Below are 14,264 nucleotides of genomic sequence, written 5' to 3' on the forward strand. Positions count from 1 at the left end.
GGCGTCAGGCCGCCGCTTCGGCCGATGCGCTCGACACGAGGTGGGAGGTGCGCACCGGTACCATCACGTCGATGCGCGCCCACAGGCGCTCGGCGAGCTCATGGGAGGCGACGAAAGCGATCTCCGCCCGCATGTCGCCGAGATTGGCGGGGTCCACCTTGCCGTCCGGCGGGCCGTCGAGCCGGATGCGGGTCGGCTGGACGTCGTGGACGGCGAAGGGTTCGAGCAGGCGGAGCATGAGGTTGGGATGGGCGTCCGCCTCGACGACGAGGCGATGGCGGGAAAGGCCGGCGGTCATGGCTGTGTCCGATGACAGGAGGATCGGGAAAAGGTCGCGCGTCAGAAATCCCGGCCGATCATGTCGGCCGGGCGGCGAATTCGCCGATCCGCGCGGGGGAGCCCGCTCTCATGCGTCACGCACATCATGGCCGGGAAGCTAGGCGCCGCGCGCGCGCCCGTCAATGGCGCGCATGCGGAGCTGTCATGCGCCCCTGCCATGCACGATTACGGCGCGGGGGAGGTTTCGCGCGCCGGTCCGTCGATCAGCAGATAGCCTTCCGGATTGTCCGGGCACAGGCCGCCGGCGCATTCGAGCACGGTGGAGACGCCGTTGCCGAGTGCCAGCAGGGCGATCAGCACCGTCGCTACCAGGGCCAGCCCCGTGAGCCGGTAAAGCCGGCCGGGCAGCTCGAACTGTCCGTCGAACAGCAGCAGCACGGCACAGCCGGCGACGATGACGATGAACAGCGCCAGCGCCCAGCTGTAGAAATGCAGGCCGAGGAACGGGTCGCCATAGGTCCCGGTTCCGGGCACGATATGCAGCAGCACCTGCCGCGCCGAGATCGCCCCGCCCGCAATGCCCGAGACGATGGCGATGCCGTAATGGCTCGGCCGGGCAGGGCAGGTCGCCGCCGACGATCTGGTCGTAGAAGGCGAAGAGCAGCACCGCGCGCGCCGGCTTCGTCGGGGTCGGCGTCGGGCTGGCGCTGAATGTGCGCTTCGGCCCCCGGCAGACAGCAAGGAGGCCGAGCGCGTTGAGCTGGCGCGACAGCGCCGGGGTGAGGAGGCCGGAGGCGTGGCCGGTCGACAGGCTCATGGCGCCCTCACAGCACGATGTCGAGGGGATCGGTGGCGTGCAGGCGGAACAGCGCCAGCAGCACGCCGATGGAGACCAGCCAGACGAGGATGGCGAGTGTCCGCTGGCCCGCCCCGGCGAAGACCAGCGCGAGGAACAGGCCGAAGAAGGGAAGGCTCATCATGGCCGGGCGCTCCGCTGGGCCGGAAAAAGATACCGCCGCAGCAAAGCAGGTGCACGCCGCAATGTCATGACGCACTGCGGCAGTCGCGACGGGTGCAACGCGAGGGGTGGCGCGAAGCGGCGCGTCCGGCGGGGTGCGGTCGCAGGAACGTCGCATCGCATGGTTAATCCCAGTTGACGCTGCGGATGCCGGGCGGCACGCTCCCTGTCGCCGGCGGCCGGGGAAGGCCGCTCACAGCGCCAAGAACGATACCCTTTCATCCAGTTCGGGGACTATCCGATGAGGTTGCTTTCCGTGGGCCTTGTGCTCGCTTCCGCGCTGCTCGTCGCTTCCTGCGGCGAGCCCACTCCCGGCCCGGCGGGCCCCGCCGGCCCCAAGGGCGAGACCGGCCCCGCCGGCCCGGCTGGAGCGGCCGGTCCTGCCGGCCCCGCCGGCCCGGCCGGTCCCAAGGGCGATGCCGGCGTCGCCGGCCCCGCCGGCCCGGCGGGTCCCGCTGGCCCTGCCGGCCCCGCCGGTCAGGACGGTGCCGCCGGCGCGGCGGCCGCCGCGAGCTCGAATGTGCGGGTCTATACCCGCCGCGAGTGCTTCTCGCCGGAAGGCTGCCACATGACCTGCGAAGCCGACGAGGTAGTGGTGAACGCCTATCTCGCGCCGCATGAGGGCGAGACGACCATCCGCAGCGAACGCGAGGTGCATTTCGCGCCCAAGCCGGCCGATGCCTCGCGCGCGCCGCTGATGGTTCTGATCTGCGCCAAGCCGTAGACTAGAGGAAGCTCTGCGGGTCGATGTCGATCTCGACCCGCAGGCTGCCGCTCGCGCGAGGTGCGCCGGCCATCCAGGCGCGCACATAGGACGACAGGTCGAAGCCGCGCTCCGAGCGGGCAAGCAGGCGGTAGCGGTGCCGTCCGCGCACCAGCGCCAGCGGCGCCTCGGCCGGACCGAGCACGCGCACGGCCGGCGTCATCGGCGAGCAGGCGGCGAGCGCGCGGGCATGCGCCTGCGTCGCGTGCGGGTCCGTGCCCGAGACGATGAGCGCGCAGAAGCGGGCGAAGGGCGGCAGGTGCGCCTCCTCGCGAATGGCGATCTCGCGGTCGTAGAAGGCGTCACGGTCGCCCTCGACCAGCGCCTGCATCACCGGATGTTCGGGCATGTAGGTCTGGAGAAAAGCCCGGCCTTCGACATTGTGCCGCCCGGCGCGGCCGGCCACCTGATGCAGGAGCTGGAAGGTACGCTCGGCCGCGCGCGGGTCGCCGTGCCCCAGCCCGACATCGGCGTCGATCACCCCGACCAGCGCAAGGCCGGGGAAATTATGCCCCTTGGCGACGAGCTGGGTGCCGACGATGACGTCGACCTCGCCCTCCTCGATGGCCTTCAGCTCGGCGCGCAGCCGCTCCACCCCGCCGGCGAGATCGCTTGAGAGCACCTGCAGCCGGGCGGTCGGCATCAGCTTGGCCACCTCCTCGTGCAGCCGCTCGACGCCGGGTCCGCAGGGGATCAGCGAATGCGGCTCGTGGCAGTTCGGGCAGGCCTCCGGCACCGGCGTGGCGTAGCCGCACTGGTGGCATTCGAGCCGGCGGCGGAAGCGGTGCTCGACCAGCCAACTCGAACAGGAGGGGCATTTGATGCGGTGGCCGCAGGCGCGGCACAGGGTGAGCGGGGCGTAGCCGCGCCGGTTGAGGAAGAGCAGCGCCTGCCCGCCGGCCTCGATGGTGCGCTCCACCTCCTGCGCGAGGCGCGGGGCGATCCACTGGCCGCGCGGCGGCCCCTCGCGGCGCAGGTCGATGGGCTCAAGGCGCGGCACCTTGGTGCCGGCGAAACGCTCGGGAAGATGCAGGCGGCGGTAGCGCCCGCGACGCGCGTTCACTTCCGTCTCCAGCGAGGGGGTGGCGGAGACCAGCGCGATGGCGGCGCCCTCCAGTCGCGCGCGCACGACCGCCATGTCCCGGGCGTGGTAGTGGACGCCGTCCTCCTGCTTGTAGGCGCCGTCGTGTTCCTCGTCGACGATGACCAAGCCCAGTTCGCGGAACGGCAGGAACAGCGCCGAGCGCGCGCCCGCCACCACGCTGACCTCGCCCGAGGCGACGCCCCGGAAGATGCGCCCGCGCCGCTTTGTCGACACGGCGGAATGCCACTCCGCCGGGCGCACGCCGAAGCGGCGGGCGAAGCGGTCGAGAAAGGCCTGTGTGAGCGCGATCTCCGGCATCAGGATCAGCGTCTGCCGCCCCTGCCGGATGGCCTGCGCCACCGCCTCGAAATAGGCCTCCGTCTTGCCCGATCCGGTCACGCCGTCGATCAGGAAGGGCTGGAAGGCGCGCGCCTCCACCGCTTCGACCAGCCGGGCGGCGACCTCGGCCTGCGCCGGCAGCAGTTCCGGCGTGGAATGGTCGGGGTCGGGCGCCTCGGCCGCGGGCTCGGGCGGCAGCACGACGGTCTCCAGCACGCCGTCGTCGACGAGGCCGTCGACCACCGAGGGCGAGACGCCGGCCTCGCGCGCGGCGTCCGCCTTGGCGCGGACGAAGCCGTCGGCGAGTGCCTCGATCACCCGCCGGCGCGCCGGTGTCGCGCGTTCGGGGCGGCGATCGGTCAGCCGCACGCCGGTGCGCTCGCGGGCGATGCCGGCGCTCTCGTCATGGCGGAGCGCGAGGCGCAGCACCATGCCGGGCGGCGTCACCGTGTATTCGGCGATCCATTCGATGAAGGCGATCATCTCCGGGCGGAGCGGGGCGACGTCGTAGCGGCGCTGGATCGTCTTCAGCTTGCCGGGATCAACCGCCCTGGCGTTCTGCGCGCGCGGCCAGACGCAGCCGAGCATGTTGCGGGTGGCGAGCGGCACCACCACGATGTCGCCCACCGCCACCTCCATGCCCTCCGGCACGCGGTAGGAATAGGCCGAGCCTACCGCGACCGGCAGCAGCACGTCGACGACGCGCACCGGGGCGGCGAAGAGGGAGGGGGAATCGGCGGCGTCGGGGCTCGGCATGGCGTCTTCATAGCGCATCGCAGCAGCGAGCGTCGCCGGCTCATCATCCCGGCCGACGCGCAGCACGGAGCCGGGATCGCTCTCCATTCTGGCAACGATCCCGGATATTGCCTGCGGCAATTCCGGGATGACGAATTTTAACAATGACTCCTCTACCATGGCCCCAATACGGAGGGCCGCATGGCGAGCACCGATGCGCAGAAGGCGGCGCGGGCCGAGCGGGGGCTGCTCGCCGGCGCGGAGCCGGAGGTCGCGGCCGCGCTTTCGGGCTGGCTGGCCCGGCTCGGCCATGAGCGCCGGCTGTCGCCGAAGACGCGCGAGGCCTATGCGCGCGACGTCGCGACCTTTCTTGGGACGCTGGCGCAGCATCTGGGCCATCGGCCGACCCTCGCCGATCTCGACGGGCTGCATCCGCGCGACGTGCGGGCGGTGATCGCCGCCCGCCGCGCCGAGGGCATCGAGGCGCGCACGCAGATGCGCTTCCTCGCCGCCGCGCGCTCCTTCGCCCGGCATCTGGAACGCGAGGGGCTGGGCAAGGTCGGCGCGCTTTCCGCCGTGCGCGCGCCCCGCATCGCCCGCACCCTGCCGCGCCCGCTCTCGCCGGGCGATGCACGCGCGCTGGCCGACCCGGCGACGCGGGCGGGCGACGAACGCGAGCCGTGGATCCTTTCCCGTGACGCGGCGGTGCTGGCGCTGCTCTACGGCTCGGGCCTGCGCATCTCCGAGGCGCTGGGCCTCATGCGCCGCGACATGCCCGAGCCCGGGCGCGGCGACCAGATCCTCGTGCACGGCAAGGGCGGCAAGACGCGCATGGTGCCGGTGCTTCGGCAGGTGATCGAGATGATCGACGCCTATGCGCGCGCCTGCCCCTATGATCTGGAACCCACCGGTCCCCTGTTTCGCGGCGCCAAGGGCGGGCCGCTCTCCCCGCGCATCGTGCAGCTCGCGGTGGAGCGCATGCGCGGCGCGCTCGGCCTGCCGGACAGCGCGACGCCGCACGCGCTGCGCCATTCCTTCGCCACCCATCTGCTGGGTCGGGGCGGCGACCTGCGCTCGATCCAGGAACTTCTCGGCCACGCCTCGCTTTCCACCACGCAGATCTATGCGGCGGTGGATTCGGCGGCGCTGATGGCGGCGTGGAAATCGGCCCATCCCCGCGCCACCGCGAAATGAGGAGGAGGCAATGACGCCCGTTCAGCCGATGATCGAGCACATGTCGCTCGGCGTCTCCGATTATGCGCGCTCGCTCGCCTTCTACGACGCGGTGCTGGCGCCGCTCGGCTTCGTGCGTGTCTCCTCGCACGCCGAGGCGGAGGGCGAATCGGCCTGCTGGGGGCCGGAGGGCACGCTGCCCTCGCCGGAAGGCGTGCCCGGCGCGGCGCCGTTCTGGATCCAGCACCGGGCCGAATCCATCGTGCCGGTGCCCGGCTTCCATCTGTGCTTCATGGCGCCGACCCGGCTGGCGGTGCAGGCGTTCCACGAGGCCGGGCTCGCGGCCGGCGGGCGCGACGGCGGCCCTCCGGGCCTGCGCCCGCATTACGGCGAGGGCTATTACGCGGCCTTCCTGTTCGATCCCGACGGCTGGAAGATCGAGGCCGTGACCTACACGGATGCGTGAGATGCCCGTTATTCGGGCGGTTGGCGGCACCAAGGTGCCGTTGCCGGTCTTTTCATCGGCGCGGCGCTGGGGGAGACTTTCCCCATCGGCAACATCTCCAGAGGAGACCCTACCATGAAGCGTCTCGTAACCGCTCTGTGCGCCCTTGCCTTCACCACCGCCGTGGCGGGCACCGCGCTCGCGGACTGCTCGCCCGGCCATGCGGCGGCCAAGCCCGCGCCGACCGACACCAAGGGCTCCTGAGCCCCGGTGCTTCCCCTGAAAATGCCGACGGCCCGGAGGTGACTCCGGGCCGTTCGTGTTTGAAAGACCGAACCCGGCCATTCAACGCGACGTCATGCCCGGCCTTGAGCCGGGCATCCACGACTTCACCGGCTTTACAGCAGAAGGCATGGATGGCCGGGTCAAGCCCGGCCATGACGGCTAATCAGCGTATCCGCCGTATCCGCCTCACATGTGGATGGCGCGCTTCTCCACTGCCATGGCGGCTTCCTTCACCGCTTCCGAGCGGGTCGGGTGGGCATGGCAGGTGCGGGCGAGGTCCTCGGACGAGCCGCCGAACTCCATCAGCACCGCCGCCTCGTGGATCAGCTCGCCAGCCTCGACGCCGATGATGTGGACGCCGAGCACGCGGTCGGTGGCCTCGTCCGCCAGCACCTTCACGAAGCCGTCGGTCTCGTCATTCGCCTTGGCGCGGCCATTGGCGAGGAAGGGGAACTTGCCGACCTTGTAGGCGATGCCGGCCTGCTTCAGCTCTTCCTCGGTCTTGCCGACGGAGGCGACCTCCGGCGAGGTGTAGACCACCGCCGGAATGACGTCGTAGTTCACATGGCCCGCCTGGCCGGCCAGCAGCTCGGCCAGCGCCACGCCCTCGTCCTCGGCCTTGTGGGCCAGCATCGGGCCGGCGATGGCGTCGCCGATGGCGAAGATGCCGGGCACGTTCGTGCGGAAATAATGGTCGGTGACGACGCGGCCGCGCTTGTCGGTCTCGACGCCGAGCGCCTCCAGCCCCAGCCCTTCCGTGTAGGGCACGCGGCCGATGGCGACGAGCACCACGTCGGCCTCGATCGCCTGCGCCTCGCCGCCGGCGGCGGGCTCGACCGTGACCTTCGAGACCTTGCCCTTGGTGTCGACGCCCGTCACCTTCGAGCCGAGCTTGAAGGCGATGCCCTGCTTTTCGAGAATGCGCTGGAAGGACTTCGCCACGTCGAGGTCCATGCCCGGCAGGATGCGGTCGAGGAACTCGACCACCGTCACCTGCGCACCCAGGCGGCGCCACACGCTGCCGAGCTCCAGCCCGATGACGCCGGCGCCCACCACGACGAGCTTGCCCGGCACCTTGTCCAGCGCGATGGCGCCGGTGGAGGAGACGACGCGCGCCTCGTCGATCTCGACGCCCGGCAGCTTCGCCACGTCCGAGCCGGTGGCGATGACGATGGCGGTGGCCTCGACGGTCTGCACCGAGCCGTCCTCCGCCTTGACCTCGACCTTGCCGGGGGCGGTGATGGTGGCCGTGCCGCGATAGGGGGTGATCTTGTTCTTCTTGATGAGGAAGTCGACGCCCTTGGTGTTGCCCTCGACCGCCTTGTCCTTGAAGGCAAGGAAGGCGGCGTGGTCGAGCTTGGGCGTGTCGACCACGATGCCGAGCTTGGCGAAATTGTGCGCGGCCTCCTCGAACAGGTGGGAGGCGTGCAGCAGCGCCTTGGACGGGATGCAGCCGATGTTGAGGCAGGTGCCGCCGAAGGTGGCGCGCTTCTCGACCACCGCGACCTTGAGGCCGAGCTGGGCCGCGCGGATGGCGCACACATAGCCGCCGGGGCCGGTGCCGATGACGATCAGGTCGTAGGACATGCTCATCTTCTCGTTGGGATGGAGTGCCTGCCGGGAATGCCTGCGCGGAACAAGGCGCCGCGGGAATAGTCAGGCGGTGGAGCCTCTTGGGCGCGCGGGGAAACTACATGCCGCCTGCCCGGAAGTCACGTGCGCTCAGGGCGGACCAGACACACGCTTTTGGCGGAGGTTGACGTTGCGTAATATTCGTGTGCGACTTTAGTCTAAGTTGCAACTTTATTGCGTTCAGGCACCCTAATAGAACAACAATAATTACATTACCTAGGGGAAGGTTCCGCAATGTGGAGTCAAGTATACGACCCTCTGAATAACATGGTATTGTCGACGCTGGCGGCGGCGGTACCGGTTGTTCTGCTTCTGGTTCTGATCGCGTCGGGCAAGATGAAGGCCCATCTGGCGGCGGTAACGGCGCTTGTCGTGGCCATTCTGATCTCGGTCGCCGTGTTCACGATGCCTGCGGGGCTGGCCATCCGCGCCTCGATCCTCGGCATCGTCACCGGCCTGTTCCCGATCGGCTGGATCGTCCTCAACGTCATATTCCTTTACCGCCTCACCGTGGCGACGGGGCGGTTCAAGATTCTCGAACAGGCCATCGGCGGCGTGACGCCGGACCGGCGCCTGCAGCTCCTGCTCATCGCCTTCTCCTTCGGCGCCTTCTTCGAGGGTGCATCGGGCTTCGGCACGCCCGTCGCCGTCACCGGCGCCATTCTTATGGGGCTCGGCTTCTCGCCGCTGGCGGCGTCCGGCCTGTCGCTGATCGCCAACACCGCCCCCGTCGCCTATGGCGCCCTGGGCACCCCGATCGTCGGCCTCGCGAGCGTGACCGGGCTCGACCCCTATCTGCTCGGCGCCATGGTCGGCCGGCAGCTTCCCTTCTTCTCGCTGCTCGTGCCGTTCTGGGTGGTGTGGGCCTTCGCCGGCTTCCGCGGCATGCTGGCGGTGTGGCCGGCGATCCTCGTCTGCGCGCTCTCCTTCGCCATCCCGCAATTCGTCATCTCGAACTTCATCAACCCGTGGATCGTCGACATCGGCGCTTCGCTGATCTCGATGGCGGCGCTGATCCTGTTCCTGAGGGTATGGAAGCCCAAGCAGCTCTGGCTGTCGCCGGCGCTGCGCTCGAAGGACGAGTCGGCAAGCACCATGCCGCCGCCCTCCACCGAGCCGCCGGTGAAGCCGACCCGCCCCGAGATGTGGAGCGCGCTGCTGCCGTGGATCATCGTCTGCGTGCTGCTGCTGATCTGGGGCTCGGGTTGGTTCAAGAACCTGGTGAACCCGATCTTCACCTGGAACTACACGGTCGATGGCCTGCACAAGATGGTGCAGAAGGTGCCCCCGGTCGTGGCGCAGCCGGCGACGGAGAGCGCGATCTTCTCCTTCACCTACCTGTCCTACACCGGCACGGCGATGCTGATCGCGGCGCTCATCTACGGCGCGGTGATCCGCTTCTCGCCCTGGCGGCTGATCCAGGAATATGGCCGCACCATCTGGCTGCTGCGCGCCTCGCTCGCCACCATCGCGGCGATGCTCGCCATCGGCACGCTGACGCGCTTCTCCGGCCTCGACGCCACGCTCGGGCTCGCCTTCGCGGCGACCGGCGTGCTCTACCCCTTCTTCGGCACGCTGCTCGGCTGGCTCGGCGTGGCGCTGACGGGATCGGACACCGCATCGAACGTGCTGTTCGGCGGCCTGCAGAAGATCACCTCAGAGCAACTCGGCCTGTCGCCCATCCTCATGGGCGCGGCGAACTCCTCGGGCGGCGTCATGGGCAAGATGATCGACGCGCAGTCCATCGTCGTCGCCTCCACCGCCACCGGGTGGTTCGGCCACGAAGGTACGATCCTGCGCTTCGTGTTCTGGCACTCCATCGTGCTGGCCTGCCTCGTCGGCGGCCTCGTGATGCTGCAGGCCTATGTCCACCCCTTCACGCTGATGGTCATCCATCCGTGAGGCCATGAACGAAGAAGCCCCCGCGACCGGCCGGTCGCGGGGGCTTCTGTTTGTTTATCGTCATCCCGGCCCCTCGGGTCTTGCCGTTGGCAACCCCAGGGGCAGGCTCCGCGCAGCGTAGAGCCGGGATCGCTCGCCATGCTGCCTGCGATCCCGGATCGGCCTGCGGCCGTCCGGGATGAGGGTCATCGGGGGACGTCAGAGATCGAGGACCAGCCGGGTCGGGTCTTCCAGCGCTTCCTTGACGCGCACGAGGAAGGTCACGGCACCCTTGCCGTCGACGATGCGGTGATCGTAGCTCAGCGCCAGATACATCATCGGGCGCACCACCACCTGGCCCTTCACCACGACCGGGCGCTCCTCGATGCGGTGCATACCGAGAATGCCGGACTGCGGCGCGTTGAGGATCGGGGTCGACATCAGCGAACCGTAGATGCCGCCATTGGTGATGGTGAAGGTGCCGCCCTGCAGGTCCTCGATGCCGAGCTTGCCGTCGCGCGCCTTGCGGCCGAGACCGGAGATCGCCTTCTCGATGCCGGCGATGGAGAGTTCGTCGGCGTCGCGCACCACCGGGACCACAAGGCCCTTGTCGGTGCCGACGGCGATGCCGATGTGGTAATAGTTCTTGTAGACCAGGTCGGTGCCGTCGATCTCGGCATTGACCTCGGGCACGTCCTTGAGGGCCTGGATCACCGCCTTGGTGAAGAAGCCCATGAAGCCCAGCTTCACGCCGTGCTTCTTCTCGAACACGTCCTTGTACTGCGCGCGCAGGCTCATCACCGCCGACATGTCGACGTCGTTGAAGGTGGTGAGCATTGCGGCGGTGTTCTGCGCGTCCTTCAGCCGGCGGGCGATGGTCTGGCGCAGCTTGGTCATCTTCACGCGCTCTTCGCGCGAGGCGTCGTCCGCGTTCGACGGCGCGCGGGCGGCGACCGGCGCGGCGGGAGCCGCCGCCGGGGCGGTGGAGCCGGTGGCAATGGCGGCGAGCATGTCGCCCTTGGTCACGCGGCCGTCCTTGCCGGAGCCGGCGAGGAGGGACGGGTTGATGCCGCTCTCGGCGGCGAGCTTGGCGACTGCCGGGCCATTGGTGCCCGTAGGCGCCGCTGCCGGGGCTTCCGACTTGGCCGGAGCCGCAGCGGCAGGAGCGGCAGCCGGCGCGGGGGCCGGAGCCGGAGCGGCGGCGGGTGCCGGCGCGGGCGCCGCCTTGGCGCCGGCCGCGCCTTCGCCGATCGAGCCGAGCAGGGCACCGACGCCGACCGTCTCGCCATCCTTGGCGACGATCTCGGAGAGCACGCCGGCCGCCGGCGCGGGCACCTCGATCGTGACCTTGTCGGTCTCCAGCTCGACGATGGGCTCGTCGGCGGCGACCGCCTCGCCCGCCTTCTTGAACCACTTGCCGATGGTTGCCTCGGTGACCGATTCGCCCAGCGTCGGAACGCGGATCTCGGTGGCCATGCTCGTCTTTCCTCGCCTTTTGCCGGCCCGGAGCGGCCGGTGCTCCCTCGTCTCGTGAATGGTCAGCCCAGCGCGTCCTGAAGGAAGGACTTGAGCTGAGCGAGATGCTTGGACATCAGGCCGGTCGCCGTGGCGGCCGAGGCCGGACGGCCGGTATAGCGCGGACGCGCCGAGGCCGAGCCGGCCTGTTCGAGCACCCATTCCAGATAGGGCTGGACGAAGGCCCAGCCGCCCTGGTTCTTCGGCTCTTCCTGGCACCAGACGATCTCGGCCTGCTTGAAGCGGCCGATCTCCTGCGCCAGCGTCTTGAGCGGGAAGGGGAAGAGCTGCTCGACGCGCAGGAGGTAGATGTCGTCGATGCCGCGGCGCTCGCGCTCCTCATAGAGGTCGTAATAGACCTTGCCCGAGCACAGCACGACGCGGCGGATCTCGCCATCCTCCTTCAGCTTCACCGCCTCGGCCGGCAGGGCGGCGCTGAAGTTGCGGTCGGCATCGTCCCACAGCACGCGATGGAACGTGGTCTGCGGGCCGAACTCGGCGAGCGTGGAGACGGCGCGCTTGTGGCGCAGCAGGCTCTTCGGCGTCATCAGGATCAGCGGCTTGCGGAAGTCGCGGTTGAGCTGGCGGCGCAGCGCGTGGAAGTAGTTCGCCGGCGTCGTCAGGTTGGCGACCTGCATGTTGTCCTCGGCGCACATCTGCAGATAGCGCTCGAGACGGGCCGAGGAGTGCTCGGGGCCCTGGCCCTCATAGCCGTGCGGCAGCAGGCAGACGAGACCGGACATGCGCAGCCACTTGCGCTCGCCCGACGACAGGAACTGGTCGAAGATCACCTGCGCGCCGTTGGCGAAGTCGCCGAACTGGGCTTCCCACATGGTCAGCGCGTTGGGCTCGGAGAGCGAGTAGCCGTATTCGAAGCCGAGCACGGCCTCTTCCGAGAGCATCGAGTTGATGACCTCGTACTGCGCCTGCCCCTCGCGCACATGGTTGAACGGGGTATAGCGCTCCTCATTCTCCTGGTCGATCAGCACCGAATGGCGCTGGGAGAAGGTGCCGCGCTCGCTGTCCTGGCCGGACAGGCGCACCGGATGGCCGTCGACGAGGAGTGACGAGAAAGCCAGCGCCTCCGCCGTGGACCAGTCGATGCCGGCGCCGTCATCGAGGATCGCCTTGCGGCGGGCATCGAGGAAGCGCTGGATGGTGCGGTGGAGGTGGAAGCCTTCCGGCACCGAGGTGATGCGCCGGCCGATCTCGCGCAGCGTGTCGAGCTCGACGCCGGTATTGCCGCGGCGCGGGTCGTCGGCATCCGCTGCCGCCTTCAGGCCGGCCCAGCGGCCGTCCAGCCAGTCGGCCTTGTTCGGCTTGTAGGCCTGGCCTGCCTCGTATTCGATGTCGAGCCGGGCGCGCCAGTCGGCCCGCATGCGGTCGAGCTCGCCCGTCTCGATGACGCCCTCGGCCTCCAGCTTGCGGCCGTAGATCTCCAGCGTCGTCGGGTGCTGCTTGATGAGCTTGTACATCAAGGGCTGGGTGAAGGCCGGCTCGTCGCCCTCATTGTGGCCGAAGCGGCGGTAGCAGAACATGTCCACCACCACCGGCTTGCGGAAGCGCTGGCGGAACTCGGTGGCGATCTTCGCCGCGAAGGTCACGGCTTCCGGGTCGTCGCCGTTCACGTGGAAGATCGGCGCCTCGATGGTCTTGGCGACGTCCGACGGGTAGGGCGAGGAGCGCGAATTGCCGGGATAGGTGGTGAAGCCGATCTGATTGTTGATGATGAAATGGATCGAGCCGCCGGTGCGGTGGCCCTTCAGGCCGGAGAGGCCGAGGCACTCGGCCACCACGCCCTGGCCGGCAAAGGCGGCGTCGCCGTGCAGCAGCAGCGGCATCACCTGCGTGCGATCGGCGTCGCGCAGCAGGTCCTGCTTGGCGCGCGCCTTGCCGAGCACGACGGGGTCGACGATTTCGAGATGCGAGGGGTTGGCGGTGAGCGACAGGTGCACCTGGTTGCCGTCGAACTCGCGGTCCGACGAGGCGCCGAGGTGGTACTTCACGTCGCCGGAGCCTTCCACCTCGTCGGGAGCCCAGGAGCCGCCCTTGAACTCGTGGAACAACGCGCGGTGCGGCTTGCCCATCACCTGCGTAAGCACGTTGAGGCGGCCGCGATGGGCCATGCCCAGCACGATCTCCTTCACGCCGAGATTGCCGCCGCGCTTGATGATCTGTTCGAGCGCGGGGATCAGGCTCTCGCCGCCGTCGAGGCCGAAGCGCTTGGTGCCGGTGTAGCGTACATCGAGGAACTTCTCGAAGCCCTCGGCCTCCACCAGCTTGTTGAGGATGGCGCGCTTGCCCTCGCGGGTGAAGCTGATCTCCTTGTCCGGACCCTCGATGCGCTCCTGGATCCACGCCTTCTCCTCGGGCGAGGAGATGTGCATGAACTCGACGCCCAGCGTGTTGCAATAGGTGCGCTGCAGGATGGCGACCATCTGGCGGACGGTGGCGAACTCCATGCCGAGCACGTGGTCGATGAAGATCGGCCGGTCGAGGTCGGCTTCGCGGAAGCCGTAGGAAGCGGGGTCGAGCTCGGGCGCCGCGCGCACCGGCTCAAGACCCAGCGGGTCGAGCTTGGCGTGCAGGTGGCCGCGCATGCGGTAGGCGCGGATCATCATCAGCGCCTTGACGGAATCGCGGGTGGCCTGCTGCACATCGGCGGAGGTCAGCTCGACGCCGGCCTTCTGCGCCTTCTCGGCCGCCTTGGCCTTGAGCTTGTCGCCGACCGCCTTCTCCACCTCGATCCAGTGGCCGTCGAGCGCCGAGACAAGTTCGCCGTTGGCGTGGATCGGCCAGCCGGGCTGCTTCCACGAGGCGCCGCGCGCGCTCTTCTCCACATCCGCCGGCGCGTCCTTCAGGCCGGCGAAGAAGGCCTGCCATTCCGCGTCGACGGAGGACGGGTCGGCCTCGTAGCGGGCGTAGAGGTCTTCGATCCAGGCCGCATTGGCGCCGTAGAGGAAGGAGGTGTTGAGGAAGGTCTCGTTCAAGTCCGCGCGCGACATCGTCGGCTCCTGGGGGACCGGTTCGGTCCGTTGGCGTGCTTTCGTGCCGAAGATTGCCCATGAGACTGTCATCGGGCTGTCTTGCGGTGCTCCGGTGGGCGGAGCGAAAG

General features: G+C 69.3%; 12 protein-coding genes. 5 read left to right on the forward strand and 7 right to left on the reverse strand.

What is annotated here, in order from left to right:
- Positions 1-4 precede the first annotated feature (4 nt).
- From MWN33_RS07315 to MWN33_RS07325, 3 genes are all read right to left on the reverse strand, one after another.
- Positions 5-298, reverse strand: coding sequence for a hypothetical protein (locus tag MWN33_RS07315; RefSeq protein ID WP_247199843.1), 294 nt, complete (start codon positions 296-298; stop codon positions 5-7).
- A 206-nt stretch (positions 299-504) separates the two neighbouring features.
- A complete protein-coding gene (locus MWN33_RS07320; protein WP_247199844.1) occupies positions 505-828 on the reverse strand; it encodes a hypothetical protein in 324 nt (107 codons plus the stop codon).
- Positions 829-1,103: 275 nt separating this feature from the next.
- On the reverse strand, positions 1,104-1,259 hold the full coding sequence (locus tag MWN33_RS07325) for a DUF5993 family protein (RefSeq protein ID WP_247199845.1): 156 nt from the start codon (positions 1,257-1,259) through the stop codon (positions 1,104-1,106).
- 279 nt (positions 1,260-1,538) lie between these two features.
- Here MWN33_RS07325 and MWN33_RS07330 point away from each other — a divergent pair, with 279 nt between their 5' ends.
- On the forward strand, positions 1,539-2,021 hold the full coding sequence (locus tag MWN33_RS07330) for a hypothetical protein (RefSeq protein WP_247199846.1): 483 nt from the start codon (positions 1,539-1,541) through the stop codon (positions 2,019-2,021).
- Between the two features lies 1 nt (position 2,022).
- On the opposite strand, the gene MWN33_RS07335 is transcribed toward MWN33_RS07330, so the two are convergent.
- The gene (locus tag MWN33_RS07335; RefSeq protein ID WP_247200327.1) at positions 2,023-4,239 is read right to left on the reverse strand and encodes a primosomal protein N'; all 2,217 of its coding nucleotides are present in this window, start codon (positions 4,237-4,239) and stop codon (positions 2,023-2,025) included.
- Between the two features lie 180 nt (positions 4,240-4,419).
- Between MWN33_RS07335 and MWN33_RS07340 the strand changes: the two genes are divergently transcribed.
- The 3 genes from MWN33_RS07340 to MWN33_RS19025 all read left to right on the forward strand — a co-directional run bounded on the left by MWN33_RS07340 (position 4,420) and on the right by MWN33_RS19025 (position 6,100).
- A complete protein-coding gene (locus MWN33_RS07340) occupies positions 4,420-5,412 on the forward strand; it encodes a tyrosine recombinase XerC (RefSeq protein WP_247199847.1) in 993 nt (330 codons plus the stop codon).
- Between the two features lie 28 nt (positions 5,413-5,440).
- The gene (locus MWN33_RS07345) at positions 5,441-5,857 is read left to right on the forward strand and encodes a VOC family protein (RefSeq protein WP_425531985.1); all 417 of its coding nucleotides are present in this window, start codon (positions 5,441-5,443) and stop codon (positions 5,855-5,857) included.
- Positions 5,858-5,971: 114 nt separating this feature from the next.
- Positions 5,972-6,100: a hypothetical protein gene (locus MWN33_RS19025; RefSeq protein WP_281493684.1), complete on the forward strand. Its 129-nt coding sequence runs from the start codon at positions 5,972-5,974 to the stop codon at positions 6,098-6,100.
- A 207-nt stretch (positions 6,101-6,307) separates the two neighbouring features.
- Here MWN33_RS19025 and lpdA read toward each other — a convergent pair whose 3' ends face one another.
- On the reverse strand, positions 6,308-7,708 hold the full coding sequence (lpdA, locus tag MWN33_RS07350) for a dihydrolipoyl dehydrogenase (protein WP_247199849.1): 1,401 nt from the start codon (positions 7,706-7,708) through the stop codon (positions 6,308-6,310).
- Positions 7,709-7,987: 279 nt separating this feature from the next.
- On the opposite strand from lpdA, the gene MWN33_RS07355 reads away from it, so the two are divergent.
- Positions 7,988-9,655, forward strand: a complete 1,668-nt coding sequence (locus MWN33_RS07355) for an L-lactate permease (RefSeq protein ID WP_247199850.1) — start codon at positions 7,988-7,990, stop codon at positions 9,653-9,655.
- A 198-nt stretch (positions 9,656-9,853) separates the two neighbouring features.
- On the opposite strand, the gene odhB is transcribed toward MWN33_RS07355, so the two are convergent.
- Positions 9,854-11,110, reverse strand: a complete 1,257-nt coding sequence (gene odhB / locus MWN33_RS07360) for a 2-oxoglutarate dehydrogenase complex dihydrolipoyllysine-residue succinyltransferase (protein ID WP_247199851.1) — start codon at positions 11,108-11,110, stop codon at positions 9,854-9,856.
- 62 nt (positions 11,111-11,172) lie between these two features.
- Positions 11,173-14,154, reverse strand: coding sequence for a 2-oxoglutarate dehydrogenase E1 component (locus MWN33_RS07365; protein WP_247199852.1), 2,982 nt, complete (start codon positions 14,152-14,154; stop codon positions 11,173-11,175).
- Positions 14,155-14,264: the final 110 nt, after the last annotated feature.

This window comes from Ancylobacter koreensis, from assembly GCF_023016525.1.
Classification (GTDB): Bacteria; Pseudomonadota; Alphaproteobacteria; order Rhizobiales; family Xanthobacteraceae; genus Ancylobacter; species Ancylobacter koreensis.